Raw genomic sequence first — 25,822 nt, 5'->3', positions numbered from 1 at the left:
ATAAGTTTCATCTCCCCGCCGTCGCCAACTGCCATGTCTGCTCCAACCAGCGACGGCGGAGGTCATGAGTGGACTTGACGATCGGTCCGAATTCGCTGATTTTCACCGGTTTGACGCCGCAGAATTCCAACACCGTTTTCTTCATCATCTTATGGCTGGGCGCGCCATAAACCAGCTTGTAGTACCAGGGGGGCGTATCCATGGTGACCAGCAGGCGCGCGGTTTTGCCCGCCAGTAGTTGTTGGGGAAAGGACGCGCCTTCTTCAAAGCGGAATGCGAAGCCCGGCAATAGAATGCGGTCCAACACGCCTTTCATTAAAGCCGGAACCGATCCCCACCAGACCGGGTAGGCGAATACCAGATGATCGGCATCCAGAACCTGCTCCTGCAGTCGCAATAAATCCGGCTCCAGCGGCATGATGGCGTCATACCCCGTCGCCAGATTGGGGTCAAACTCCAAATCCCGCAGATTCACGTGCGTGACGGGGAAACCCGCCTCGTTTGCCGCCGTCGCGTAGTGCTGAGACAAGGCGCAAGCGAAGCCGTCGTTTTTAGGACTGCCGTTGAGCACCAGTATTTTTTTCATCTACAACCTCCAAACACTTAATCAGAAACCCGTTTGACGGCGCAGATGCTAAACCCTGTCCCTAGGGGCAGAGTCAACAACGACAAGAGGAGTTTTGCAGGTCTTCCTGAAGTTGCCTGAGGCGCTTGTCCAGACTTTGAATCGCCTTCATTTCCTTGTGTAGAACATCCCGTTTCAATTTGACCATGGCGATCGCCGCGTCGAAGGGAAAACCGTCGGACACATTAATGCCTTCAACCAGCTTTTTCAGTTCGGACAACTTAAATCCGAGAGACTGGGCCTGCTTGATCAGCGTAACCGCCTCCACGTCATCGTCAGAGTAAATGCGGTATTTCTCTTTGCGTTGCGGCTCCGGCAACAGCCCCAGAGATTCATAGTGGCGAATGGCCTTCGGCGTGGTTCCTGTCAGTTTCGCTAATTTGCCAATATACATGCAGAGCCGTCTCCTGAAATCTAATTGATAGCGCGTACTATGGGTTATTCGTACTTATTCATCAGGCGGACAAATAGCTTCCTTCTATTTGTCTGCAACGACAGGTCCTGCGCATGTCAGGCCCTGCCTCCCGCGGCTGGCCGCCGCGCAGGCGCATCCTTGCGCCTCTTTGTTAACATGCCAATATCATTGCCACGTTAATAAAATGGTCGTTCGTACTTTAAAAGTGGCTGTTCGTACTTTAAAAGTGGCTGTTCGCGCATAATATGAGGGCGAAAGCGGAGATTGCGAGCAGGGCGTCTGCGCGACGAAAAGATAACGGAAAAAATAACGAGCGAGTGAACCCCATGAGTTTTACCACCCAACGCAGGATACTGTTTGGCGACTGCGACCCGGCCGGCATTGTCTATACGCCCCGTATCTCGTACTTCGTGATAGAAGCCGTGCACGACTTCCTGACCTATAAGCTCGGCGCGCCGGGAGTCCGCGAGATATTGGCGATGGATATTCTGCCGCCAGCGCGAGCGCTTTCCATTGAGTTTCTGGCGCCCATGGCCTGGGATGACGTCATAGACATTGCCGTCAGCTGCAAAGAGTTAACCACCACCTCATTCAGCTTTCTGGTTGAAGCCCGTAACCATGCCAACGAAGTAACCTTCCGCTCAACCTTAACCCAGGTCGCCGTATCGCCAGAAAGCAAAAGGCCCGTCCCGCTTCCAGAGCGTCTGCGGGAAGCCTTAAGCATGCCTTAGGTTCAGAACGCAATTCTGCAGGTTGGCCCGCGCACTGGCTGTGAGTGGCGTTCTACGCTTTGGCGTAACATGGGCAGTCAGGGCCGACTCGCTTACCCAACTTTTCAAGTTAATCGATTATTTTAATCGAAATAATTGAACCAATTCTCCAGACGCTCTTCTAACAGGAGCTCATGTTAGTCAATAAAAACAACAAGCTGCATGAGAAACCTAAGAAGTTAATTATTTGGAGAAGTACACGTGAGAATACGTGAAATTATTGTAGGTACGGGCATAGCTGTGACCTCCCAGATGGCGTTTGCTGACATACCGGCCGGCTTGTTTAACCTTGCCGGCAAGGACAGTGGGCTGTGCTTTCAAAGCAACGCAACGATGGGACTGGTTCAGTTGGCCTGCTCTGCGGATTCCCTGTTGTGGAATGCTCACCAGAACCCTGACGGGAGCTATCGACTGACCACCACGGTTGAGGACCGGGAATACTGCCTGAATGTCCCCGGTACTGCCGGAACCGACGTCAAACTGGGCGATTGCCAAGCCTCCAGGCCGCTGAATATAGCGCCTTTAAGGGACGGTTATCGGATAACCGAGGCGGGAACGAATCTTTGCCTGAATATTGCAGGCAACCGATTCACGGTTGGGGCGAAGCTGATGCAGTTCGGCTGTAGCACAGGAGATAATGAAAAATTCGACCTCAAACCGGCCGCCAAAACAGTAGTCGGCGAATGGAGCGATACTTTCGATCTTGGTCTGGTGGCGATTGCGTCGGCGATTCTACCCAACGGGCAGTTGGTGTTCTGGTCGGGGTCCACGCCGATCAGTTTTCATGGCGATGACGTCACCTATACCGGCACGTTCAATCCCAAAGATGGCGCGCTTTCTCAATATGTAGTGAAAGATACCTATGAGATGTTCTGTCCGGCCACGGTCATGGACCGGGATGGTTCCTTGCTGATTATGGGCGGCGGAGGCGACCAGTCCAAACGCAAATATGTGGTGACCTATAACTCAGACACCAACAAGTGGAACCGGGAAAACGATCTGGTGAAAGCGCGTTGGTACAACAGCGCCGTTATTCTGGGCGACGGCTCCGTCTTTACAACCGGCGGCGACGGGGACGGTTCTATCAACCCAAATTCTTTCTTTGAAAATATGAAGGGAGAAATCTGGAATCCAGACACCCGCAGTTTCAGGTATTTGAGCAATACCAGGGATATTGGTTACGAGAAGATATCCACTGTGATTGATATCGACGGCAGACAAAACAGTGATTACGGCCTGGCCCGTGGGCAGTATTACCGTAAACTCGCCGTCATGCATGACGGTAGCATTCTGGAGTATGCGCCTTATAAAAACTTCACTCGTCACACTGTCGAAGGCGAGGGTAGCTCCACGCTGACCGGCCTGGGACGTGAGGATGGACCGAAGTACATTCAGGGCGCTGCCAATGTGCAGTACAGCGGGGATAAGCTGCTGCTAATGGGTGGAAACGCCAGGTTCGGGGTTGAAGACTATAAAGATGATCAGGCGGAAATTAATGTCAGTGAGTCACTGTATTCCGTCTATGAAATTGACCTGAAAACCGGTGAGTCCATTCGCAAGGAAAACATGCATCATCCCAGGTATTACGCCAACTCCGTAGTGATGCCGGATGGCGGCGTCTTTACGGTAGGCGGTTCCCGGGACAGCCACCTGTTCGATACCAGCGAAGCGGTGTATACGCCGGAAATATACGATCCGGTCAATGACGCATGGACGGAAGTCGCTCCGCATAAAGACCCCAGGAACTACCATTCGACCGCAGTGCTGCTTCCTGATGGACGAATCTGGGTCGCCGGCGGCGGCGCCTGTGGCGTAGGTTGCGAATTCAACTACACCACGGCGGAAATCTACAGCCCTCCATACCTGTTTAAGGGCGATCGCCCTGAAGTCAGCCTTGTCACCAATGGACCGACCGGGTACAACGGAAAAATCGGCTATAACAAGGATTTCGACATTAGCTCTGAACAGGCCATTAGCTCTGTTGCGCTGATCCGTTTGTCCGCGGTCACCCATTCATCCAATACCGATCAACGACGCATCGAATTGGACCTGAACGCCCTGGGCGGTAATTATTACCGATTGACCACGCCATTGAACTCCAATATCGCGCCTCCAGGCTACTACATGCTGTTCGCGCTCAACGAGAACGGCGTGCCTTCTGAAGCCAAAATGGTGAAGTTGGATAATTCGCTTTAAGGGCCCTTGAGGCGTGTTTACTGGTTCTTATTTTGTTTATTTCTAAATAAATAAAATGCAGCAAAGGTCAGTAATATACTGGCCTTTTTTCTTAATGAGGATTAATAGGCAATCTTTGTATCTGTTTGTAGGTGAATATTGTTAATAAATTCGCGAAACAATCAACGCCAGCTATTTCTAAAACTTCACTTAATTTATAAAGAACATGTTGCAATTAATTGATTAACATATACAAAGTTATGCGTTGCTTAAGTCTCTACACCGGCGGTGCGAGAGATGGAGAAATACTTTGTGACGACAGCCAAACTCGACATCTTCATTAGAAAATGTATCAGTCTGTATAAGTGCAAAAAAGTATAGATAAAGAGAGATATTATATTTGTTTTTAGCGGGCATGAACTTTCTAATGAGGCCTCCGCACAACAACATATATAAGGGGACTATCCATGATTTTAATTAGACGTTCTTTGCTCAAAATGGGAATAGCGGGTCTGATCGCTCCTCAATTCACCTTCGCGAACTCCACCCATGGCCCCTTGCGTTCTTTCGATACGTGGCGGGAGCAATTTGAATCCACCATTCAACCGCGCATGCATGCCGCTCATGTGGCGGGCGCTTCCGTGGCGATCATGTCCAAAGACCGCGGCGCGGTTTATTCCGCGTCCTTTGGTTTCGCCGATATCGGCAAGGGGCGCAAGCTCACTGTCGACACGCCCATGCATCTGGCCTCAATCAGCAAATTATTCACCGCCACCGCGCTGGTGCAGTTATTTGAGCGTGAAAGGCTCGATCTGGACGGTGATGTCAACGAGCACATCGACTTTGCAGTTAGAAACCCACATCGTCCGCAAGACGTGATAACGCCCCGTCAACTCCTCACGCACACTTCCAGCATTTCCGATGAAGGGCATGGCAGCCCTTCCTACGAGGGCGATCCTAGACAGAGTCTGGACAGTTTTCTAAAAAATTATCTGGTGAAAGGAGGGGACGCCTACACGCCTGAGGGATCTTATAGCCGGGCGCGGCCGGGACAAAAGTGGGATTACTGCAATGTGGCGATGGCGCTGGCGGGATATGTGATCGAGTGCGTCAGCGGCCAGCCCTTTGCTTCTTATGTGGAAAGAAATGTGCTTGAACCTCTCGGAATCTGGAACGCCCACTGGTACCTGCGACAGTTCGGTCCTGACGTGCTCGCTAAACCTTATGACTATGAAAACGGCGACTTCGTAGAACTCCCGCAACAAGGCTATCCGGATGTTCCCGCCGGCATGCTTCGCTGTTCGGTGGAAGATCTTGGTCACGCCGTCCGCGCCATGATCGGCGGCGAAAACAGTAGAGAAATCCTGTCGCCAACAGCCCCCAGGGAAATGCTGCGGCGACAAGTCAAATCCACCGTATACCCCTATCAAGGCCTGGGCTGGACCACGGAAGGCGTTAATGAACGCCAATTCGTAGGACACAGCGGCAGAGATCTGGGCGCCGCCAATATCCTGGTTCTGACCGAAGACCTGAGCCACGGCGTGCTCGTTCTGATCAACTCGGAACTCGATGAAGACGGCGAATCGTTTCGGAGCGCGCTGGTGGAGGAGCTGTTGGTGGGAGCCTCTCTTACCGCTTGAAATATAAAGGCGCTCCTTCCTCCGTATGTCTTATCATAGACCGGCATGCTGCCGAACCATCTCCAGTCTCTTTGCCTCAGAGAGGCTCCGGTTCATTTCAAATCCCTGTTCCGCGTCCGGTCCCGCGAGATACATGACTTTGCCTGTCCCATCAGTAGCCGCTGTGTAAATTACCTCTGCTACTGACTCAGGCGTGGAGTAATTTCCACGACGTTGACTCATAGCCGTTAGCGCCTTGGTAAGTGTCTCGCTATAAGGGCTCTCTCCGCTTTCAAAGGTCCGCTCCATGGATCTACCGGCAAAATCAGTAGCCACGCCACCAGGCGCAATCGTCTTTGCTCGAATGCCAAAGGGCGCCAGTTCATAGGACAAAGCCTCAGTAAAGCCAACCACTGCAAACTTGGTGGCGTTATAAAGTGAGAAAAATGGCAGAGGAATGATTCCGCCTAAAGAGGCGACATTGATAATCGAACCACTCCGTTGATTTCTCATCGTCGGCAAAACTGCGCGAGTTAGCGCGAAGACCCCATCAACATTGGTTGCGAACTGACGGCGGATTTGGTCATCGCCGGCTGTTTCAAAAGGGCCAAACAAGCCATAACCTGCATTATTAATGAGAGCATCGATACGCCCGAATTGACGGAGAGTTTCCGCGACGGCCGCCTCAACGGTGACGGGGTCTGTCACGTCAAGCGGTTGCACCTTTATGCTGTGATGCCTATTTTGCAACGCCTTGCCATCAGTCGGGTTGCGCATAGTCGCCACGACATTCCAGCCTTGTTCAGCGAACTTAACGGCCGTTGCCTGGCCGATTCCGCTTGAAGCGCCAGTGATAAGGACGACGGGGGAGGTTTCAGTGGTCATAATGCATCTCTCTTATAAGTGAATATATATTCGGTTAAATGGCAAAAAAATATCAGATTCGTATGCCGTCCCAACAAAGTTGGAATGCAATCTCGCGATTTTCTTCCGAGTCGGCGACCACGCCAGCCCGAATAAGGCGAGCAGTCTCGCGGATCGAACCAAAGAAAAAGGAGCTTATGAACGGAATAGGCGCCATCTTAATAATCTCCTCTGTCTGTCCTTCAATAACGATCTGCAACAGCCCTTCGCTGTGTCTATCGACAAAGGCGCGACTTTCATCAGTCATAAAAATCGAACCGACAAATTGTTCCATGAAAGTAACCTGGTCAAAGCGGCGCAGGCGATGATCAAGCATCTTATTCCATATGCTGCGCACTCGTCCTTTCAATGGAAGGTTATGATCGATACCCGTACTGTAGAAGTCCAGGGCTTCCCGCTTGGCTCGGCGATATACCTCATTGAACAAGCTCTCTTTGTCGCTGAAGTAAATGTACAAAGTGCTGGTTCCAATACCGGCTTCTTTGGCGATTTGCGCCAGAGTCAAGCCAAACAAACCGCGCTCCGTCGCCAATCGGCAGGTGGCGGCTATCACGGCATTCAGTTTTTTTTCATCTTTTGGTTTCATGATCGGCAATATAAGCGAATATAATTTCGGTTACAAGATGGGTTTGTGTGTTTTTTTGTACGCCATGAGCGTGCTCTTGTTCAGAAGGTTTTTTCAAGCGAGCCCGCCATTTTCAATTCGATCTGGTCAACGCTTTTACAATTACATCCGTTAGACGATCTAAATAGGCGTTATCGGCCTTCTGTCGAGTAATGATCATGCGCCAGTAAATAAGTGCGCCAAACATGTCCGCCGCGATATCAAAATCAGTATCCGCAGATAGCTCATTACGAGCGTTGGCGCGGTTCAGTATTTCTTTGGCTCGCGCTCTTCGTTGCACCTGCAACTCCGATCGGATGGCGGCGGCGAGTTCCGGCGTTCGCGGCATCTCTGCGTGAAGGTCCGGAAGTATGCGAGAGACAAGAGGGTGTCTCAGGAGCCGCCGTAAACTCTTTAAAAGCGCCAGGATATCACTGCGCAAGTTACCCGTGTCTGGCGCTACCGCCAGGCTGGTTCCTACACGGGTAAGAACATCATTCACCATCGCCAGTTTCGATGGCCAGCGCCGATAGATTGCAGCCTTGCCCACTCCCGCTTGCTTCGCCACCGCTTCCATGGTTAGCGCCGCATAACCTGTTTTAGCCCACACTTGGAATAAAGCCCGCTCAATCGCCTGAGTGACCGCCTCCTGCTTCACTGCCGCCCCGGAAGGGCGACGGCGTTTTTTATTTTCGTCGATACGGTTGCGTTCCATTGATCATCTCTAGTAAGGTTTTATCGATGATACGATACCGTTCCAACGATGAGCAAGGAGTTACAGATAATGGTTGATCACACCTCAGGATTCGCTGGTTTCTCAGATATGCTCAAACATTCCCTCGGTGCGCTTGTGGATCAGACCGCAGAGGATTTCGTGGCGATGATGACCCCTGACGGTGTTATGGAGTTCCCCTATGCGCCACCTGGCAGCGTGCGAGAAATAAAGGGGCGTGTAGCGCTTTCCTCATACTTATCCAGGCTGGGTGACATTCTTGCCGTCGACAGACTCAGCGAGCCCCAAATACATCACACATTGACCCCAAATGTGGTGATTCTGGAGTTCGAATGCGCTGGACGCGCACTCAAGACCCAGCGTCCTTACCATCAACGCTATATATCCGTGATTACAGTTCGTGATGGAATGATTGAACGCTATGTTGACTACTGGAATCCTCTTGTGGCGCTCGAAGCGTTGGATAATCTCGCGCCTCTGCAAGGCGAAGCGGAGAACAAGCTATGAGGACAGTGCTTTTGACTGGCGGTACGGGAAAGACCGGTAGACGCATCGCTTCCAGACTGGCCTCCGCCGATATCAGAGTGAGATTGGTGGCGCGCTCTTTAACCGTTGTTGAGTCTTGCGATAGCGTTTTGTTTGATTGGAGCGACGCCAGCACTTTTGAGGCGGCGCTTTCCCAAGTCGACGCCGTCTACCTGCTCGCCCCCTCCAATGTCAGTGAGCCTTTGGAAGCGATGCGCCCCTTTATCGACCTTGCTATTAAGAACGGCGTGCGTCGTTTCGTGTTACTTAGCGCATCGTCATTGCCTAAGGGCGGCCCACTGCTTGGCGCTGTTCATCAATATCTGGCGGAAAACGCGCCGGAATGGACCGTATTACGTCCTTCCTGGTTTATGCAGAACTTTTCCGAGCAACAACATTTGCTGACGATCATGGACGAGGGGGCGATATATTCAGCAACCGGAGATGGCCTTATCCCTTTTATCGATGCGGGAGATATCGCAGCAGTAGCCGCTACCGCGCTAACTCAACGGGAGCCCTTGAATAGAGACTTAATCCTGACGGGGCCCCAGCTCATTACCTACACTGATGTAGCGAGAATAATTTCCACAACGATTGGTCGTCCTGTCAAACATGTGATGCTGACGGAGCGGCAGTTGAAGGAAAGATTTGAACGCATGGGGATGGCGCCTGAATACGCCAGCCTTCTATCCTCATTGGATACTGCGATAGCGGGAGGCTCCGAAGAGCGCCTTACTTGCGAAGTCGAAGACATGACTGATCGCCCCCCAAAAACATTTAGTGATTTTGCTGTAGAAAATAAGTTGAGTTGGGAGAGGGTAGATTGATTATCCTCAACAGACATAATACTGACGCCACTTGCGTTGTGACTTGGCGGCATTGTTACCCGCATAAATTTTTACGCACGACGGTCGAAATGGGATGTCGCTGAACGACTACTCTGTGATTGCAACAAAGGGTTTGCGTCCAACAAATAAGGAGAACAGATATGTCCAACCTCGTTACCTGTCTGTGGTTTGACCACGGTGAAGCCAGCAAGGCGGCTGAGTTCTACGCCGCCACTTTTCCCGACAGCCATGTCGGCCGAGTCAACATGGCCCCTGGTGATTTTCCCGGCGGTCAGGAAGGGACAGAGTTAACCGTCGAGTTCACAGTGCTTGGGCGACAGTTTGTCGGTCTCAACGGCGGTCCGGTGTTCACTCCCAATGAATCCGTCAGCTTCATGATAGTGACGGAGAACCAGGAAGAAACGGATCGCTATTGGAATGCCATTCTCGAAAATGGCGGCGCGGAAAGCGCCTGCGGCTGGTGCAAAGACCGTTGGGGGTATTCATGGCAAATCACGCCGAGACGATTGCTTGATTTGACGACAAGCTCCAATCCGGTCGAGGCGAAACGCGCTTTCGACGCGATGATGACCATGAAGAAAATCGATATCGCCGCACTCGACGCGGCAGTGGCGGATATCTCCTGAGCGCCCGCAAAGGCTCCGCCAAACTGATGGAAAGGCAGGGCGGAGTCTCGGCAATGCAGACACAAATAGTCGACACAAATAAAAGAGAAGGAATGGGAAATAAAGGAGTAGGGGGATCAAGCTTTCCCCCGTATCCCCTTGTATTCACCCAGACACCAGTTCGTTAACGTCTTTAGATACTCTTCTCCCGCATCTTCAGATGAAAAGTGGGAGGCGTTTTCAAAGATGACGAGTTTGCTCAAAGGGATGTGCGATGCAAGATAGTCGGCGTTGCTAACGTCAACGAACGGGTCGAGTTTCCCCCAGGTAACTAAGGTAGGAACCGAAATGCTCCGCAGGCGTTCCTGAATCCAGGGAAGATCCTGGGCGTAGGCGCCAAAGAAACTCATGGCGCAACGATGACTCTGCAGGTCATGGGTTACCTGGTAATACTCTCGAATTGCATTTTTTGTGGGTCGATAACGCGTGTAGCCCTCTTTCACTGCGACCATAAAGTTAGTCTTCATAACCGCCTTTCTATTTAGCCCCTTCGCAAGCCATCTGACGAAACCTGATTTGATGACCGCCGTCAAAATGGGTGACATCTTTGGCGGATAACTGCCAGGGCCGTCAAAAATATTAATACTCTCGAAGCGCTCAGGATGACCAATAACGGCCGCAAGCGTTGTCGGCACGCCCACATCGGGGCCAATCAGGTGCGCTTTCTGAATGCCAAAGTGGTCCATTATGTCGATGACGGCTTGCCCCAGTTTTCTCGGCGACATATCGCTCTCTTCCGCTTTGGTAAGCCCGAATCCAGGGATGTCGAAGGCAAGCAGATCAAAGTCCTGAGAGAGCCTTTCCCAAAAACTCTCCCAGATGCGGATGCTTTGAGGCAAGCCGTTAAGCAGCACCAAAGTGGGCGCATTCTCTTTAACGTGACGAACATAGCGAACGTTAAACTTGCCGACATCTACGTATTTGGGGGTAAAAAAATCGATTCCAGATTCTGCGCGGCGTGTTGCATATTCATTTAGCGCCAGGTTAAGTAGAGATTGAGTCATAAAATTGTCTTCATGTAGGTTACTAATGTGTACTAACATACATAAAAGAATTTTGGGCAACAATTAGGCACTGAAATCTGCCCTAGTTACCTTTTGATAACCTGTGAGGGAAGATCAATGAGCACCAAGACCAAAAACGGCAAGCGAGTTTTTCTGCAAAATGAAGACTGTCCGATTCGAAATGTGGTCAGTCAGGTAGGGGATAAATGGTCGATGCTGATCTTATTCAGCCTCGTTGAAGGGCCTGATCGCTTCAATTCGCTGAAAACCAGAATCGAAGGCATTTCTCAACGCATGCTGACGCAAACCTTAAGAGATCTGGAGCGGGATGGATACGTTAACCGCACGGTTTATCCAGAAGTCCCGGTAAAAGTGGAGTATGAACTGACTCCGCTGGGAGAAGGCCTGGCCAAGTCACTCTGGAAACTGGTTTCATGGGCCAACACACACCATGAAGAAATACGTAGCGCTCGGCGGGAGTATGATCGGGATAATGGTTAGTTTTGCAGGATGGCGTTCCACATAAATAGGAAATCACAGATCTGTCGAATTCAGGGTCAGATGTTCAAACAGAAAGTCCGCCGCCAGTTTAACTTTGGGTATCTGATATCTGGCATGCAAGTACATCAGGTAGAGACTTGCTTCGGTTCCACGACGTACTGATATGGGGCGATTTAGAACGATAGGAGTGAGTTCGCCTCGTTTAACGTAGCCCTCAAGTCCCCATTGAGGCAACAATACAAGACCTCGATGCTGACAGGCCATCGCCACCAACGTGGCGCCATCATTACTGATCATGAGTGGCGAAATCGGTAGTTCATACCAGCCGTCAGCGTCCTGGCCGTACCATTTCAGAACTGAACTCGGTCCGCGATAGAGCAGGGCCGGATGATCCTGCAGATCCTCCAGTGTGCGAGGCGTTCCATTTCTTTTTAAATACTCAGGAGAAGCGGCGAGAAGGTAATTGTGGCTGTGGATTTTGCGAGCCACCACCCGCTCCTGAGTTAAAAGGCTGCTACGAATGGCGATATCAATCCGCTCGCGCCCCATCTCCACCACAGCGTCACTAAAATGCAGGTCCAGGAGGATATCTGGATAGCGTTCATTGAAAGCGATGACGGCTGGCAACAGCAATTGGCTGAAACTTGGCATGGCGCTAATGCGTAATGTGCCGCTTGGCGTCCTGCTGTGCAGACTGACCATTTCCTCGGCGTCATCAAGCTGGGCCACTCCGCTGCGCACGTGCTCAACGTAAATCACGCCAATTTCAGTGAGCCGCACAGTACGGGTTGTGCGGTGAAGCAATTCCACGCCCAGGTCCGCTTCCAGATCAGCGATGCGGCGGGAGATGGAAGAAGCCGGTACGCCGAATGACTTCGCCGCCCGTGAAAAACTCAGGGTATCCGCTACTTTGAGCAGGTACTGCATGGCTCTTAGCTTGTCCATCGCGTGCTCTCATACTGTGATTATTGTCATTAAGACAAAAGTCATTTCAGCATTCAACCTATTCTGCAGCAGATGGGTTTGACCTAGGATGGTTGGAAATCATCATGAACCCAAACAGAGAGATAATTATGAAAATCTTATTGGTGTTGACCTCACACGAGCGGCTTGGAGAGACAGGTCACAAGACGGGATTCTGGTTGGAGGAGTTCGCGGCTCCTTATTATGCGTTTAAGGATGCAGGCGCTACGATAACTCTGGCGTCTCCGGCTGGCGGTCAACCGCCCATCGATCCCAAAAGCGATGAGCCAGGCGCCCAAACCGCAGCAACGGAACGCTTTCATCAAGACCAGGAAGCCCAACAACTGCTGGCGGCGACCGTTCCTCTAGTGTCTGTCGACAGCGCAGACTTTGACGCCGTCTTCTATCCGGGCGGACATGGCCCGCTGTGGGATCTGGCTAATGATGCAAACTCCATTTCTCTCATCGAAACATTTGCTCAATCTGGCAAGCCTGTCGGGCTGGTTTGTCATGCCCCTGGCGCGCTGATCAAAGTACGCGACGAGAAAGGAAATCCTTTTATCGCCGGCCTTAAAGTCACAGGTTTCTCTAACAGTGAAGAGGACGCCGTAGGATTAACTTCTGTCGTACCGTTCTTAATTGAAGACGAGTTCCAACGTCTGGGAGGCCATTATGAGAAGGGCGCGGACTGGCAGCCCCACGTTGTCACCGACGGCCTCCTGGTCACCGGACAAAACCCCGCCAGCTCCGAAGGCGCAGCCAAAGCGTTGCTGGACTTGTTGAAGTGAAGTAGAGAAAGGGGGGGATGAGCGCCAGAACGGGTGAGGGCGCAACAGACTGTCACTTTCACAGAGTCCAAGGCCACCAACCTAAATGTTACGAATTAGGGAGGCGGACGAGATTCCGCCGGATATAATGAGTAAAAAGGTTATAAGCGACTCTGAGCGGAAGTGACACATGAAATACGATGGGCTAAAAGCCGGAATATTCATCGACAATGACAATTTGATCTATGGACAGGATCGTGAGGGGCTGGACTACAGCGCCATCATAAAGTTTGTGGAAGACCTGGGGATGCTTGTCATTCGAGCCAATACGTACATGGCGGTTGATGAAGACAGGGAACAAAAAGACGCCAAATACCGGCAGGAGCAACGAAAACATCGCAGTGATATCCGTAATGCTGGATTCAGGGTGTTCGAGAAACCCTTGAAAAAGTACCAGCAAGAAGACGGAACCGTGTATGCAAAAGGCAATGTAGACTTGGAACTGGCCGTAGACGCCTTGCTGCAAACCGACAATCTTGACTATGTTCTACTAGGCAGTGGAGATGGTGATTTTTGCCGTGTTGTATCTGCATTACAGCACAAGGGCAAAAAGGTGGAGGCCTTTGCTTTCGACAATATTTCCACTGAACTGAGTCAAGGCGTGGATACCTTTTACCGTCCAGATGGCGAACATGGCCATAAGATCCACGGTTTTCTGAAAAAAAATCAAACCGCCCTCAAACAGCCAACCAAGGCGGAAAAGAAAGAGAAGACCACAAAGCCTGTTCGTGAGATCGCCACCATCAAGGCGGGTTCCTGGAGAGAAGACAAGGGTTTTGGTTTCTTAACTGTTAAGGATGAATCAGGAAAAACGAGCGATCTCTTTTTCCATGTATCACATGTCCGATTTTCTGGGGGGACTCGCCCGACGAACTCTGAGATGACAACTATTGCAAAAAGCGGGTGTCAGCTGGAGTTTGAAAGAGGGACAAGTGAAAAAGGCAACAAAACCTGCGCTGTAAAGATAATTCCGGTCTCAGCGGAAGGGGAATTCATTGAATACCTTTCTTTACGAGATATAAGCTCCAGAGTGCTTGCCTAGTCGCAGCAAAAACGATCATGTGACATTCCAGTATTTGGCTTGTCAGGGCGCAGTATTAAGTATTTTAGTTGGGCGTCCATAGATGGACGCCCAACAATAGACCAAGAAGGGCAATTTGGAGACAGGCCCAGTGCGACTCAGGGCTTTCCAGCAGCGTTACGCCATTTTTATAGCATTGACTCCCGCACCATCCACACGACGGCTTGTTGAATCAGCGCCGTATTATCTTTGATGCCAAGTTTACGCTTGATGTGTTCTTTATAGGTGTCGATGGTTTTGACGCTGAGATTTAGCTTGTGAGCGATTTCTTTGGTTGAAGAGCCTTTGCCAACCATCGTGAAAACTTCCAGCTCTCGCTCAGAAAGAATGCATTCGGGTCTTGAGTCTCCGTTTTCTGCGTTCGCCAAGTGTCGCTTGGCGATGATATTGGAAAGCTTGGGACTCATATAAAACCCGTTGTTTAAAAGCTCCCGAAGAGCGTTGATCAGACTCCTTGGCGTTTCCTCTTTGCAGATATAACCGTTGGCGCCAGCCCTTAAACTTCTTTCGCCAAAGAAACTTTCGCTGTGCATCGACGCAACCAGGATCTTAACGGAGTGAGAGGTCAGCCTGAGTCTTTTGATTAACTCCAGGCCGTTACTGTCGACTAAATTCAGGTCTACGATGACGACATCCGGTTCATATGCATTAAATAGCTCCAATGCGCTGTAAATATCACTGGCTTCAGCGCATACGCTCATATCTCCTTCTTTATTGATCAGGCTGGTCAACCCGTCGCGAAATATGGGGTGGTCATCGACAATCAGCACTTTATGAATCATTACGTATTTCTTGCTCAGGTTATTTAATGGCGTTCTATTGGTTTTCCGTAACAACGTTTAAGGGCGTATTGACCGACACTAACCGAATTACGTCAGTAAGGTGCATTCAACATGCGAGCCTTTGCCCCTGTTGCTCAGCACGACCACGTCGGCGCCAATGACATGAGCGCGATATTTCATATTTTCAAGGCCTTTGCCGGACAAACTGAAGGGAGGCCGGGAGGCTTGGGGGGCGGACGCAATGCCGGAACCGTTGTCGATGACGGAAAGCCTGATAAATTCAGAAGTTTGTTCGATTTTTACTCGGATCAGCGTCGCTTTGGCGTGCTTTATCGCGTTATGCAGCGCTTCCTGCGCAATGCGATACAGTTGGGTCGCCACGCGGGAGTCCTTGATAGCGACGTTATTCGGACATTCAAGCGTGATCTTTGCCTGACTGTAAATCTGACAGGAGTCCACCAACCACTGAAACGCTTCTTTGAAGTCATTGTCATCCATCCGCAGTGGGGACAAGTCGCTCACAATAGTGTGGATTTCGCGTCCTGTCGCTTCCAGTTTCGCGCTCATGTCACCCAGCGCTTGCGCGAGGGGAGGGGCGATTTTCTCCAGTTCAGTCGACAGAGAAATGGCTTTTAAAGCGATGCCCACCACGGTTTGTCCTATAGTGTCGTGAAGCTCTCGACCGATTCTATTGCGTTCCTCTTCCGTTCGCTGCAACAGGACTTTTTCAAGCTCGACCCGCTCGCTCATATCCCGAATGATGCAGGTAAACGCATTTTCTTTATCAATTCTGTTGCTGCTCAGGCTGATCGGAAATAGATAACCCCCTTTGCGTCTTGCCGACATATCCATGACACATCCAATGGGGCGGTTATCTTGCTGCTGTAACAATTGATTGATGTTTTTGAGCAGCGCCTCCGCTTGCTGCGTGGGGATAACCAGAGAAATATTGCCGCCAATGAGCTCCTCGGCGGAATAACCGAACATTTCCGCTGAGGCGGGGTTGACGCTTTCAATCTTGCCCTGATTGTTAATGGTGATAATGGCGTCGGTGGCGGTATTCAGAATGGTGTTCAGGCGGTTAAAGCTCATCTGGATCTGGCGCATTCTTTCCTCCACCAATGTTTCCAGTTCCTCATTGAGCTTTTGCAACGCCGCTTCGGCCTGCTTTTGACTGGTAATATCGACCAGGACCATAAGGCAGCGGTCTTTATCCACGCTCGTGACGCTTTCTACCCGGGTCACGATGCGAGTGGGAGGTCCTTTCAGCGTCAGCTCAGTTACTTGCTTGAATCCAGTGGAGAAAACCGCTTGTCGATGCAGATAGTAAGCATCCTGTGAGGTGGGTGAGATAAAATCGGCGAGGGCGGAGCCATGTAACGCTTTGCGACCGGCGCTGAGCAATTCCGATGCTTTAAGGTTGGCGTCCAGAATCTTTCCCTTCTGATCAATCGTCACATACGCGACCGGAGCCATATCATACAGCTGGAGGTACTGATCTCGCGCATCGGAGAGCTGCAGTTGCGTATGCCGCAGCTCTTCGTTCTGAGTTTCCAGCTCAATTTGATGTACCTGAAGTTCATGCACCAGGCGCTGTAATGTTGACTCTCCGCTCGGCTCGTCATCGGGTGTGAGAGACTTGGGCGTCTCTGGATGAAATAAGTGCACTGCGTAGTTTTTCAGGCTCTTATTAATTGACCTGAGCGGTGATTTGAGTTTCATAGCTGGTTTGTCTCCCTGACATCATTCCCATTCCTCAATAAATTTTTTGCTACGCCATCAGTTAGGTCTGATGGTAATTAAGATGTCTCCCGCTTCAGGGGTTACCCGGCGGCCGGCCAGGCCCAAGTTGATTGAGCCGGCATCCCCCGAGTTAAGCGACACCTTCAGATTGTTGAAAGGGACGCCAGTCTCTCTCAATTGTTCCAGGGCGGATCTAAGCTCGGTGTGCTCCTGGAATGCCTGGACGATGTCATAAATAGACATATGTTCAACATCTGTCCTATCCAGTTTAAAAAGTTCATAAAAGGCGCTATTCGCGAAGCGAATTGTCAGGTTCGGTTCAAGCGTCAGAATTGGGTCCGGTAGCGCATTAAGCGCCGCGGTGAGGCAGCTTAATTGCGTTTCAGTTCGTTTTAGGCTGTTGATGCCTAAAAAGGTGCAGACCAAACCGTTGATGGCGTTGCCTGTAGTGCGATACGGCGCGATTCTCATGGAATACCACTCACCGGAACCGGTGGCGAACTCTATCTCTACTGGAACCAGCGTTTTCAATACTTCCTTGCCGTTTTTAAGAAGGAGCCGATAATCGAGATTATTCAGCGCCAGCTCACTGATAGGACGTCCGACATCTCCCTCTCGCAACGTGACTATTTTATTCGCCTGCTCAGTGAAGCGATTAATACAAAGGTTATCGTCCAGGAAAATGGTGGCGATATCAGTGCTGTTCAATAAATTTTGCATATCGTCATTGGCTTGTGACAAGGACTCCAGTTTGGACTGAAACTCGTTGTTGACGGTAGAAAGCTCTTCATTCAGCGACTGCATTTCTTCTTTCGAAGTTTCCAGTTCCTCATTGGCGCTTTGCAACTCTTCGTTTACGCTTTGCAGCTCTTCGTTGGAGGTTTCCAGTTGCTCAACCAGATTTTGGTAAAACAACTGCATCATGCCCAACTCTTTTCGGAGCCAGACGACCTCATTGCCCGTCTCAGCGTTCTCGGCATCTTCCTTTTTTTCTGGAATGCCCCAGGCGTTGCTGTCTGTAACGATATCGCTGATAGCCGGTATCGCCTCACTGAGAGGGGCGAGCATAATCAGCAGAAGCCCGTGTAATGCCGCTGGCTCTTGAATGCGCTCAACGGACAGTTTTACTGACGAAGGCGGCTGAGTGATGTTGGCGATGCGATGCACAACGGGACATTCTTCTGTCGCCGCCTGATGCATGGCGGAAACCAGTTCCATACGCAGTCCCGGACGCGCCATTTCCAATATGTTGTTGCGGGGGCGTCCCTCATTCGGTTCGAGATACGCGCCGGTTTTTCCGTGTATGTAGCAAATGTCCCCGAGATAGTTAATGAGGACGCAAACCGGAGCGAACCGATTAACCAGCATTTTCATAACCGCACTGGAAAACGACGGCGTCTCCTGGGAATAGCGCTGGCCGATGCCCAGCCTGTCTATAGCAATATTGCCATTTGGCTCCAATCTTGACCCCATATTCGGCAGGTAATCGATATCCGAAGAAAGTTTGTGCTTATATATCTTATGCTTCTTATCCACCGCCTCAAACAATAGGGAGGAGTCGCCAATGGATTCGGATGGCCCCAGTACTAGCAGTCCTTCCGGGCGCAAGGCGTAGTGCATCAGGGAAAATAACTTTCTTTGCATTTCCGACCGCATGTAAATAAGGAGATTACGGCAGGAAATCAGGTCTATTTTGGTAAAGGGAGGGTCTTTAATAATATTGTGGACTGCGAATACCATCATGTCGCGGATGGCCTTATTCACCTTGTAGCAATCGCCTTCCTGAGTGAAATATTTGTGCAGTCTTTCGTTGGAAATCTCGCTTTGAATGCTTTTGTCATATACCCCTTTGCGTGCGATATTGATAGCGCTGGCGTCGAGATCTGTAGCGAAGATCTGGATACGGGGAGGGAACTGCAGTTTCTCCAATAACTCCGTGATAATAAAGGCCACCGTGTAGGCCTCTTCGCCGGTAGAGCAGCCCGGCACCCAGACGCGGAATAAGCCTTCCGCCGATCTTTTCATCACCAACTCTTCCAATGCGCCTTTGGAGAGACTGCTCCAGACGTCGGCGTCGCGGAAAAAGCTGGTCACCCGGATGAGGAATTCCTTAAAGAGCTGATCCAGCTCCTGAGGCTCTGTTCTCAGATAGTTTACATACCCTTGGGGAGTATGCAGCCTATGTCGATTCATACGGCGTTCAATGCGCCGGTACAGGGTATTGGTTTTGTAAAGGGAAAAGTCGTGTCCTGTGCGCGCGAGCAGCATCGCGAATATTTGCGCCATGACTTCGTCAGGGAATTGCGTCTTCAGCTCTCTGTTGGACACCAACGATTTGCCGATGGCGGTCATGTATTCTTCCAACACGCTGGTCATGTCTTCTGGAGACAATACATAGTCCGTCAACCCGGTTGCGATTGCGCTGGCCGGCATACCAGCGAATTCAGCGGAGCCCGGATCTTCAGCGATAACCAGTCCCCCTTTTTCCTTGATGCTTTGCAGTCCGACCGTCCCATCGCTTCCAGTGCCCGACAGAATGATGCCGATGGCGTTGTCGCCGAATTCTCTGGCGATTGAGTGAAAGAAATAATCGATAGGGTGATGCTTTTCGACATTTTTTTCTTCATCGAAAGGCGTCACCACAAAAACGCCATTTTCCACGCCCAGCATGCCATTGGAAGGGTTGATGTAGATATGGTCCGGTTCTAGCGCCTGTCCGCTTTGGGCGACTTCTATGGGCAGGTCTGTATGGTTGCCCAGGAGTTCCGGTAAAATGCTGACATGACCGGCCTTTTGATGCGTAATGATGATAAATACGATTCCGGTCTTTGCCGGCATGACGTTGAACATACGCTTAAGCGCTTCCAATCCTCCGGCGGAGGCGCCCACCGCAGCTGCATAAAAGGTCGGTTTTGAACTAATTTCCGCGCCTGCGGGGGATGATAAGTCTTTATTAAAGGCCATAATCGCTTGTTAATTGCTCATTTCTTCTCAAATACGTTTCATAACGCGCGCCAAGGTGCGGCATATAGTGGCATTGTGTGCCGATATGGCCCATAAGTCGATAAAATTAGCCAGGTTTATAATAGATTTCTTATTCCTGCAAGGGCGCTCGTTAAACGGCGTAAAACGTGCTGAGAATGCGCTTTTATAGTGCAAAGACTGACGAAAGAATGATTTTTTTATGCCTTATAGTTCAATTGGATAGCGCGCCGCACAAGAGGTCGGTGCGGCGACGCTTTGTGTTTGACATGGCATATATCGCAAGAAAGGAATATACGCAGATCAACTGCAAATACTTATTTAACGAGAGGATGTGTATTTCTATATATGGATGAAATCAGTACGCTGTTTTTTGCGTTGTGCTTCACTTTGTAAAGCATTTCGTCAGCAGCCTGAATATATTCTTTCATGGAGGCTCCATTGGCTTCGAACACCGCGACGCCAATGCTGATCGTCACTTGCTTTTCCTTGAAAATATTGGACTCCACGGCCCGTCTTATCCGTTCCGCCACTTCAATGGCGACATTGGAGTCCGCCTCAGGTAAGAGCGCTACAAATTCATCGCCGCCGTATCGGCCGACAATATCCATACCCCGCACGCTTTGATTGATAATCTGGGCGATTTGAACCAAGACCTCGTCGCCGCCGATATGCCCGAATTCGCTATTGACCTCGCTGAAGTCATCCACATCCATCATCAGCAGCGCGAAACAGCCGTTTTTACGTCTGACGCCTTCGATTGTCTTCTCCATTACCTTCATCGCCGCATTACGATTGAACAGTCCGGTTAAGCCATCAACAAGAGACATTTCCATGCATCGAATCAGGACATCTTCAGCCACCAGAATATAATCTGCGCCATTTTTGGGGGATTTATTGGAAAGGTAATCGAGCGCCGCGACAAAAAAGCCGGGATCTCGATCGAGCGCGCAGGTCAGCTCGACTTTATGATGCAGAATGCCATTCCAGAGCTTAATCGAGTCTGTTTCCGAGTACTGACGCCCCGTGAGATGCCTCATGAGATACTGATGCGCCGAGTATTCGGATCCAACTGTGTGACTGTAAAGGTGACGCCATTCTTCCCGAGAAATGACATCCTCGCCCGCAAGTTTGCGAATCAGGCGCATTGCAACCGAGGTATCCGAAGGGGCTCCAAAGACATTTGTCGCTAATTTATTCATTGCTTCCTTCCTGTTCGTCCATCCATTGCGCGCTAAGTGCAATGAGAACATTATAGTATGGCGTTCCGCCGGATCAGATCAGGGCGCTGGCGGGAATGGTATCGGGGTAACCCCCATGCGTGTACCAAGGGGCGAGTGATCATACTTTGCTTCATTCCTGCATAAGCCTCTAATCCAGCGTTAAAACGCCGTTATTGGTTGCGAGGAACAGGGCGAAGTCATCCGCCGACAGGGGCCGGCTGAATTGGAAACCCTGTCCTTCATCACAGTGGTAGCTGCGCAGAATGTTAAGTTGTTCAAGTGTTTCCACACCCTCAGCAATGACCTTCTGGCCAAGGTTTTTCCCCATGCCAATGACCGCGCTGACAATGGTGGCGTCGTCTTTTTCCATTGTCAGATCGCGTACGAAAGACTGGTCTATTTTTAGGGTGTCTATTGGCAATCGTTTCAGATAGCTCAGGCTTGAATAGCCGGTTCCGAAGTCGTCGATGGCCAGAAGCACGCCAATGGATTTAAGCTTGTCCAGCACGCTTGTGGACGAGTTGATGTCATGCATAAGAATGCTTTCGGTCAATTCCAGCTTCAGCAATCCCGGGGGCACTTGGTACTGCTCCAATATGTCATTGATGCTGTCCAGAAAGTCTTTATTTCTGAACTCCAGCGCCGATATATTCACCGAAACCGGCGCCGGCCGATATCCCAGATCGCGCCAAGCTTTCATCTGACGGCATGCCTCGTGCAGCACCCAGCGTCCGATTGAAATAATGAGCCCGCATTCCTCTGCAACGGGTATAAATCGACTCGGTGGAATAATCCCTGCGGCAGGGTCGCGCCAGCGGATCAGCGCTTCTGCGCCGGTGATCTCCCCGGAAACCAGCTCTATCTGGGGCTGGTAGTGCAAGATAAACTCATGCTCTATCAAGGCCTGGCGGAGTTTGCTCTCCAAAAGCAGTCGCTTGCTGGTGCGAGCATTCATGTCGGCTCTGAAGAACTGATAGTTATTGCGGCCGCTGCTCTTGGCGTGATACATGGCGATGTCCGCATTTTGCATAATGAACGCCATCTCGCTTCCATCATCTGGATAAACACTGATGCCGATGCTCAAGCTGACATGAAGTTTATAGTCGTTGATGATATGAGGGACGCAGAAAGCCGCCGTCAGCTTCTCGGCTACATGGGCGGCGTCTTCCGGTTTGTCCAGCTCGCTTAGCAATATGACAAACTCGTCTCCGCCATGACGACTGACAGTGTCCGTCGCACGTACGCAGGCTTCCAGTCTCTCCGCGACAGAGCGAAGCAGCAGGTCGCCCACGCCATGGCCGAGGGAATCATTGACCAGCTTGAAGAAGTCGAGGTCAATAAACAGTAAGGCTATTTGCTTGGCGTTGCGTTTGGCCAGATTGACGGCGGAGGAAAATCGTTCCTCCAGCAACGCGCGGTTGGGCAGTCCGGTCAGGGAGTCGTGTTGGGCCATATGCGATATTTCCTTGGCCATTGTCCGCTCCGCCGAAACGTCATGAAATACGATAACCGCCCCGGATACTTTGTCCTCGCCATCGTGAATCGGCGCAATAGAGTCATCAATAAAGAGCTCCACGCCATCCCGTCGAACCAGGATGCAATCATCCGTCATCCTTAATATGCGATTCTCCTCAATAGCCTGCTGTATGGGGTCGGCGCCCTTCGATTGAGGCTGATTGTTGATTAATGTGAGCACCACAGAAGAGGGTTGACCCAGAGCGTCTTTGTAAGACCAGCCTGTCAGATTTTCCGCCATCTTATTCAGATAAATCACCTTACCTTGCAGATCGGTCGCCAACACCGCGTCGCCTATGGAGTTCAGGATCTGTTGCGCGCGTTTTTCCCCTTTCGCCAATAAGTTTTCAGCGGCCTGGCGAGCAATCAATAGCATTAACGCTCGCGGCAACCAGTAGGCGTCGACGTGATTCTTGGCGAAAAAGTCGACCCTTTGGCGCACTTCAGACTTCACCAAGGTTTCCGCCTCCTGTTCCTCTTGTACCGTTGCGCACATGATCAAGATAGGAACGCGGGGCGCTATCCGCTGCAATTGCGCCAGCACTTTAACGCTGTGATGAATTAAAAAAGACGCGTCCAGCAATATGACATCCGTATTTGCATATTCGCGTTTAAGTGAAGCGGGAGGAGTTTGTGTCCAGATGATGTAGAAAGGATATTTGGTGTTGGCGTGTAAAATATCCAGAATTCTACGTGCATCGGTGGCGCATTTTTCTATTAGGAGCACGGTGACAGGTTTGCTGGGGGGGTAGGAGGATTCATTTTCGTCAGCCCTTAACAAAGCGCTGGTCCGCGCGCCGGCGTTGCGTTTTGAGTTGACGCCGGCGGGTTTTTGGGGCGCAGAGGCCATCGTCGCTATATTCGTCTGCGCGGTCTGTATAAAGCGAGGTTTGGCATGAGATCCAAGAATGATTAGAGAGTCCTTTGGTAAGGCGGTTGTTTTACAGGCTTGGCTTGTCTTATACATAATGCGACTCTTTCAACGGCCCTGTTGGCGCATCATCCATCATCCAACAAGGCTTACGTTATGCTTAAAAGATGAGCGTTATGTTCACTCTAACTACTGGGGCGATCGATATCGGTACGGCAGCTAACATAGCGTGACATATCTCCCGCGGCGCATTTACGCCAGGACGATATCTCCGTACCTTGGTAAGCCAACATTTTGAAATAACTGTCGGAAAATAGGTCTGATGCTGCCGGCATGCAGCGGAGCTTCTCCAATGCTCCCCCATCGATTGACGCTTCTGAATACCGCTCCCGACGATAGCGCAGCGATGTTCAGCCAGTCTTTATAGGCTTGAAATGGGCATAAATGGCGCGGCTCTATGATCTCATAGTACTTCAGACGCTTGCGTCTGTTTCCTTTATCGTAGGCCATGAACACGGAGATGCGTTCATGGGAATTTAAGTCAACATCTTCGACATGCAGCTTGCTAAGCTCTTCATCCTGCAGTCCAAACCAGAAGCCCAGTAGAACAAGCGCTTTATCACGGGTTTGTCGTAATATACGACGGTTGTCGCCATGCTCTTTAGCTTCCATGATGGTTTTATCCAACCATTTTGCAAGCTGCGACAATTGTTCGATCTGTATCAGGTTCCCCTGTCTGCTGCGTTGGGAATGCAGCTTCTTTTTTATTCCCTCCAGGACTGTTTTCACCGAAGACGCTTGTGTTGGGTCCGCAAAGCCGTTTCTTTGGTGCCACATTGCGATGTCCGTTAGACTTTTCTTCAGCGTTGGAAAGCTCTGCGTTTCAGCATGGTCGAGCAGATATTCGACGATGGCGCTGGTTGTCATCGGCGTTTGTTTTCTTGCATCCTGCGTAAGAACGCAACCTGCTTTAGGGCGGCTGAAGGACGTGTCTATTGACCGAGAGTTGGCGTAATAAGATAAGTAAATCATGATTATATGGAGTCTATGAGCGGTTGATTGGTGTGGCGGGACGAATAATGGCGAACGCCCGCACTATTTAGGCCCAGGCAGGCGCCGTATAGAAGCTTTAGTAACCTATATTGTCCAGGGCGTTTAGAAGTTGGCCGGGATATAAAGTAATAAAATATTTGGTTTTTATTGATGATTTAAATAACACGTTTTGGAGTTAGGATTTGGATGCTTGAGAAAGCCCAATATTTAGATCAAAACTTGGCGCCAGACTGTATTTTTTTATCGTTTCTATGATGCGCTCAGGGCGCCCCCAGTCAACCCAATCAAGATTGGCCATGCGTACGGATAAACAATCGGAGACGGCGCATCTTAAAAAGCTTCGATACATGTCGCTTTTGGTGAGATGATAATAAGCATGGGAAATGGCGGTTGTTATATAATCGCTGCCTTCTTTATATCTACTGAAGTGACTAACGACTTTGTGAACATGTTCAGAACGTTCAAACAGACCGGGCAGGTATTTCGAACATAATCGCCACAATGTCTTGGCTTTGCAGGCAATGATGGATGTATTCCAGAGCGCATTGCGCCGGTATAGCCGATGCACCAGCGAAGACGTTGGACGAGTGTGAATGGCGAGCACCTGAGACAGTTCATGCATATCGCCATCCATAAGCGAGTTATAATCAGATGGACCGGATGTTTCAAGCCAGCCATAATCCGGGTTGCCCCAAGTGGCTTCTGCGCCAAATAAAATCACCTTGTCCTCATATTTCTCAGTTAAATCCAGTGTGCGTCTGGCAAGCAAAGAGAAGGTGTTTTCCTGGTGGATGTAATGATCAGAAGGAAGGATGATAATGGATGCATTTTCATCCTGCGCCAGAATATGCGCTAATGACATCATGACAGAAGGGGCGGTGCCGCAGTTTACCGGCTGATATAAAGTGCTTCCCGGGGAGTCCCCTTCAAGATATTCATCAAAGTATTTTTTATGGCTGACCAATGCGGTGGTGATAATATTTTTCCTGAAAACAAGCCGTTCCGCTCTTTCCCATGTCTGATCCAATAATGTTTTATTTCCGTTGAAACAGCAAAATTGTTCTGGCCGCTCATGTCCAAACCAGTGAAGGGTGTTTTGCTTCATGAATTTGCCATCGCCGCCCGCTAAAACAATCGCCCAGTGATTATTTCTTTTAGGATGAGCTCTCGTTGTATCTGAATCATTCATGATTTTTTCTGGATTATAAATACGCATATCCAGTCTCCTTGTTAAGTTTTTATTCTGGATGCAGGCGAAAAGCCCCCTCTTTTTTGACGCATATTATTACCAAATCAATAAAAGCGGTATCAGGATATTGGACGTGATGGCATGGGGTATTCCCCCATAAACTATTGAAAATAGGTAATGCATTT

23 protein-coding genes are annotated in these 25,822 nt (G+C 50.3%); 9 read left to right on the top strand and 14 right to left on the bottom strand.

The window, feature by feature from the left end; translation table 11 throughout:
* Positions 1–7: 7 nt before the first annotated feature.
* Together O5O45_RS10560 and O5O45_RS10555 are read right to left on the bottom strand one after the other, a co-directional pair.
* Positions 8–586 (bottom strand): NAD(P)H-dependent oxidoreductase, encoded by a 579-nt coding sequence (locus tag O5O45_RS10560; protein ID WP_305905181.1) that lies wholly within the window; start codon positions 584–586, stop codon positions 8–10.
* 73 nt (positions 587–659) lie between these two features.
* Complete coding sequence (locus O5O45_RS10555; protein ID WP_305905180.1) at positions 660–1,019, bottom strand: MerR family transcriptional regulator; 360 nt, start codon at positions 1,017–1,019, stop codon at positions 660–662.
* Positions 1,020–1,366: 347 nt separating this feature from the next.
* Between O5O45_RS10555 and O5O45_RS10550 the strand changes: the two genes are divergently transcribed.
* The 3 genes from O5O45_RS10550 to O5O45_RS10540 all read left to right on the top strand — a co-directional run bounded on the left by O5O45_RS10550 (position 1,367) and on the right by O5O45_RS10540 (position 5,625).
* Positions 1,367–1,771, top strand: coding sequence for an acyl-CoA thioesterase (locus O5O45_RS10550; protein WP_305905179.1), 405 nt, complete (start codon positions 1,367–1,369; stop codon positions 1,769–1,771).
* A 240-nt stretch (positions 1,772–2,011) separates the two neighbouring features.
* A complete protein-coding gene (locus tag O5O45_RS10545; protein WP_305905178.1) occupies positions 2,012–4,006 on the top strand; it encodes a galactose oxidase-like domain-containing protein in 1,995 nt (664 codons plus the stop codon).
* A 446-nt stretch (positions 4,007–4,452) separates the two neighbouring features.
* Positions 4,453–5,625, top strand: coding sequence for a serine hydrolase domain-containing protein (locus O5O45_RS10540; protein WP_305905177.1), 1,173 nt, complete (start codon positions 4,453–4,455; stop codon positions 5,623–5,625).
* Between the two features lie 33 nt (positions 5,626–5,658).
* On the opposite strand, the gene O5O45_RS10535 is transcribed toward O5O45_RS10540, so the two are convergent.
* The 3 genes from O5O45_RS10535 to O5O45_RS10525 all read right to left on the bottom strand — a co-directional run bounded on the left by O5O45_RS10535 (position 5,659) and on the right by O5O45_RS10525 (position 7,847).
* A complete protein-coding gene (locus O5O45_RS10535) occupies positions 5,659–6,489 on the bottom strand; it encodes an SDR family oxidoreductase (protein WP_305905176.1) in 831 nt (276 codons plus the stop codon).
* A gap of 52 nt (positions 6,490–6,541) precedes the next feature.
* On the bottom strand, positions 6,542–7,114 hold the full coding sequence (locus O5O45_RS10530; RefSeq protein ID WP_305905175.1) for a TetR/AcrR family transcriptional regulator: 573 nt from the start codon (positions 7,112–7,114) through the stop codon (positions 6,542–6,544).
* 112 nt (positions 7,115–7,226) lie between these two features.
* On the bottom strand, positions 7,227–7,847 hold the full coding sequence (locus tag O5O45_RS10525) for a TetR/AcrR family transcriptional regulator (RefSeq protein ID WP_305905174.1): 621 nt from the start codon (positions 7,845–7,847) through the stop codon (positions 7,227–7,229).
* 69 nt (positions 7,848–7,916) lie between these two features.
* On the opposite strand from O5O45_RS10525, the gene O5O45_RS10520 reads away from it, so the two are divergent.
* From O5O45_RS10520 to O5O45_RS10510, 3 genes are all read left to right on the top strand, one after another.
* Entirely contained in the window at positions 7,917–8,372 is a 456-nt protein-coding gene (locus O5O45_RS10520; RefSeq protein ID WP_305905173.1) for a nuclear transport factor 2 family protein, read from the top strand.
* A complete protein-coding gene (locus tag O5O45_RS10515) occupies positions 8,369–9,217 on the top strand; it encodes an ergot alkaloid biosynthesis protein (RefSeq protein ID WP_305905172.1) in 849 nt (282 codons plus the stop codon). Before O5O45_RS10520 ends, O5O45_RS10515 begins: the two co-directional genes overlap by 4 nt.
* Positions 9,218–9,378: 161 nt before the next feature.
* Complete coding sequence (locus O5O45_RS10510) at positions 9,379–9,864, top strand: VOC family protein (RefSeq protein ID WP_305905171.1); 486 nt, start codon at positions 9,379–9,381, stop codon at positions 9,862–9,864.
* Positions 9,865–9,980: 116 nt separating this feature from the next.
* On the opposite strand, the gene O5O45_RS10505 is transcribed toward O5O45_RS10510, so the two are convergent.
* Entirely contained in the window at positions 9,981–10,907 is a 927-nt protein-coding gene (locus O5O45_RS10505) for an alpha/beta fold hydrolase (protein WP_305905170.1), read from the bottom strand.
* Between the two features lie 117 nt (positions 10,908–11,024).
* On the opposite strand from O5O45_RS10505, the gene O5O45_RS10500 reads away from it, so the two are divergent.
* Positions 11,025–11,408 (top strand): winged helix-turn-helix transcriptional regulator, encoded by a 384-nt coding sequence (locus tag O5O45_RS10500; RefSeq protein ID WP_305905169.1) that lies wholly within the window; start codon positions 11,025–11,027, stop codon positions 11,406–11,408.
* A 33-nt stretch (positions 11,409–11,441) separates the two neighbouring features.
* Here O5O45_RS10500 and O5O45_RS10495 read toward each other — a convergent pair whose 3' ends face one another.
* On the bottom strand, positions 11,442–12,353 hold the full coding sequence (locus O5O45_RS10495; RefSeq protein WP_305905168.1) for a LysR family transcriptional regulator: 912 nt from the start codon (positions 12,351–12,353) through the stop codon (positions 11,442–11,444).
* 128 nt (positions 12,354–12,481) lie between these two features.
* Here O5O45_RS10495 and O5O45_RS10490 point away from each other — a divergent pair, with 128 nt between their 5' ends.
* Together O5O45_RS10490 and O5O45_RS10485 are read left to right on the top strand one after the other, a co-directional pair.
* Positions 12,482–13,159 (top strand): type 1 glutamine amidotransferase domain-containing protein, encoded by a 678-nt coding sequence (locus O5O45_RS10490; RefSeq protein ID WP_305905167.1) that lies wholly within the window; start codon positions 12,482–12,484, stop codon positions 13,157–13,159.
* 169 nt (positions 13,160–13,328) lie between these two features.
* Complete coding sequence (locus tag O5O45_RS10485; protein ID WP_305905166.1) at positions 13,329–14,240, top strand: LabA-like NYN domain-containing protein; 912 nt, start codon at positions 13,329–13,331, stop codon at positions 14,238–14,240.
* A 167-nt stretch (positions 14,241–14,407) separates the two neighbouring features.
* Here O5O45_RS10485 and O5O45_RS10480 read toward each other — a convergent pair whose 3' ends face one another.
* The 7 genes from O5O45_RS10480 to O5O45_RS10450 form a co-directional block, all read right to left on the bottom strand.
* Positions 14,408–15,061, bottom strand: a complete 654-nt coding sequence (locus tag O5O45_RS10480; protein ID WP_305905165.1) for a response regulator transcription factor — start codon at positions 15,059–15,061, stop codon at positions 14,408–14,410.
* A gap of 87 nt (positions 15,062–15,148) precedes the next feature.
* Entirely contained in the window at positions 15,149–16,783 is a 1,635-nt protein-coding gene (locus O5O45_RS10475; RefSeq protein ID WP_305905164.1) for a PAS domain-containing sensor histidine kinase, read from the bottom strand.
* A gap of 57 nt (positions 16,784–16,840) precedes the next feature.
* Complete coding sequence (locus O5O45_RS10470; RefSeq protein WP_305905163.1) at positions 16,841–19,768, bottom strand: chemotaxis protein CheB; 2,928 nt, start codon at positions 19,766–19,768, stop codon at positions 16,841–16,843.
* A gap of 335 nt (positions 19,769–20,103) precedes the next feature.
* Positions 20,104–20,988, bottom strand: a complete 885-nt coding sequence (locus O5O45_RS10465; RefSeq protein ID WP_305905162.1) for a GGDEF domain-containing protein — start codon at positions 20,986–20,988, stop codon at positions 20,104–20,106.
* Between the two features lie 169 nt (positions 20,989–21,157).
* Positions 21,158–23,491 (bottom strand): putative bifunctional diguanylate cyclase/phosphodiesterase, encoded by a 2,334-nt coding sequence (locus tag O5O45_RS10460; protein ID WP_305905161.1) that lies wholly within the window; start codon positions 23,489–23,491, stop codon positions 21,158–21,160.
* A 156-nt stretch (positions 23,492–23,647) separates the two neighbouring features.
* Positions 23,648–24,427, bottom strand: coding sequence for a site-specific integrase (locus O5O45_RS10455; protein ID WP_305905160.1), 780 nt, complete (start codon positions 24,425–24,427; stop codon positions 23,648–23,650).
* 196 nt (positions 24,428–24,623) lie between these two features.
* Positions 24,624–25,664, bottom strand: coding sequence for a sugar phosphate nucleotidyltransferase (locus tag O5O45_RS10450; protein ID WP_305905159.1), 1,041 nt, complete (start codon positions 25,662–25,664; stop codon positions 24,624–24,626).
* Positions 25,665–25,822 lie beyond the last annotated feature (158 nt).

It is taken from the genome of Hahella sp. HNIBRBA332 (assembly GCF_030719035.1).
Lineage (GTDB): Bacteria > Pseudomonadota > Gammaproteobacteria > Pseudomonadales > Oleiphilaceae > Hahella.
The sequence above is the reverse complement of the archived record's forward strand: the minus strand, read 5'-3'. Positions and strand labels throughout refer to the sequence as shown.

Bases quoted from the DNA above. Each gene is read 5' to 3' on its own strand.
- O5O45_RS10560 (WP_305905181.1), bottom strand. From the start codon at position 586: ATGAAAAAAATACTGGTGCTCAACGGCAGTCCTAAAAACGACGGCTTC.
- O5O45_RS10555 (WP_305905180.1), bottom strand. From the start codon at position 1,019: ATGTATATTGGCAAATTAGCGAAACTGACAGGAACCACGCCGAAGGCC.
- O5O45_RS10550 (WP_305905179.1), top strand. From the start codon at position 1,367: ATGAGTTTTACCACCCAACGCAGGATACTGTTTGGCGACTGCGACCCG.
- O5O45_RS10540 (WP_305905177.1), top strand. From the start codon at position 4,453: ATGATTTTAATTAGACGTTCTTTGCTCAAAATGGGAATAGCGGGTCTG.
- O5O45_RS10535 (WP_305905176.1), bottom strand. From the start codon at position 6,489: ATGACCACTGAAACCTCCCCCGTCGTCCTTATCACTGGCGCTTCAAGC.
- O5O45_RS10530 (WP_305905175.1), bottom strand. From the start codon at position 7,114: ATGAAACCAAAAGATGAAAAAAAACTGAATGCCGTGATAGCCGCCACC.
- O5O45_RS10525 (WP_305905174.1), bottom strand. From the start codon at position 7,847: ATGGAACGCAACCGTATCGACGAAAATAAAAAACGCCGTCGCCCTTCC.
- O5O45_RS10520 (WP_305905173.1), top strand. From the start codon at position 7,917: ATGGTTGATCACACCTCAGGATTCGCTGGTTTCTCAGATATGCTCAAA.
- O5O45_RS10515 (WP_305905172.1), top strand. From the start codon at position 8,369: ATGAGGACAGTGCTTTTGACTGGCGGTACGGGAAAGACCGGTAGACGC.
- O5O45_RS10510 (WP_305905171.1), top strand. From the start codon at position 9,379: ATGTCCAACCTCGTTACCTGTCTGTGGTTTGACCACGGTGAAGCCAGC.
- O5O45_RS10505 (WP_305905170.1), bottom strand. From the start codon at position 10,907: ATGACTCAATCTCTACTTAACCTGGCGCTAAATGAATATGCAACACGC.
- O5O45_RS10500 (WP_305905169.1), top strand. From the start codon at position 11,025: ATGAGCACCAAGACCAAAAACGGCAAGCGAGTTTTTCTGCAAAATGAA.
- O5O45_RS10495 (WP_305905168.1), bottom strand. From the start codon at position 12,353: ATGGACAAGCTAAGAGCCATGCAGTACCTGCTCAAAGTAGCGGATACC.
- O5O45_RS10490 (WP_305905167.1), top strand. From the start codon at position 12,482: ATGAAAATCTTATTGGTGTTGACCTCACACGAGCGGCTTGGAGAGACA.
- O5O45_RS10485 (WP_305905166.1), top strand. From the start codon at position 13,329: ATGAAATACGATGGGCTAAAAGCCGGAATATTCATCGACAATGACAAT.
- O5O45_RS10480 (WP_305905165.1), bottom strand. From the start codon at position 15,061: ATGATTCATAAAGTGCTGATTGTCGATGACCACCCCATATTTCGCGAC.
- O5O45_RS10475 (WP_305905164.1), bottom strand. From the start codon at position 16,783: ATGAAACTCAAATCACCGCTCAGGTCAATTAATAAGAGCCTGAAAAAC.
- O5O45_RS10470 (WP_305905163.1), bottom strand. From the start codon at position 19,768: ATGGCCTTTAATAAAGACTTATCATCCCCCGCAGGCGCGGAAATTAGT.
- O5O45_RS10465 (WP_305905162.1), bottom strand. From the start codon at position 20,988: ATGAATAAATTAGCGACAAATGTCTTTGGAGCCCCTTCGGATACCTCG.
- O5O45_RS10460 (WP_305905161.1), bottom strand. From the start codon at position 23,491: ATGTATAAGACAAGCCAAGCCTGTAAAACAACCGCCTTACCAAAGGAC.
- O5O45_RS10455 (WP_305905160.1), bottom strand. From the start codon at position 24,427: ATGATTTACTTATCTTATTACGCCAACTCTCGGTCAATAGACACGTCC.
- O5O45_RS10450 (WP_305905159.1), bottom strand. From the start codon at position 25,664: ATGCGTATTTATAATCCAGAAAAAATCATGAATGATTCAGATACAACG.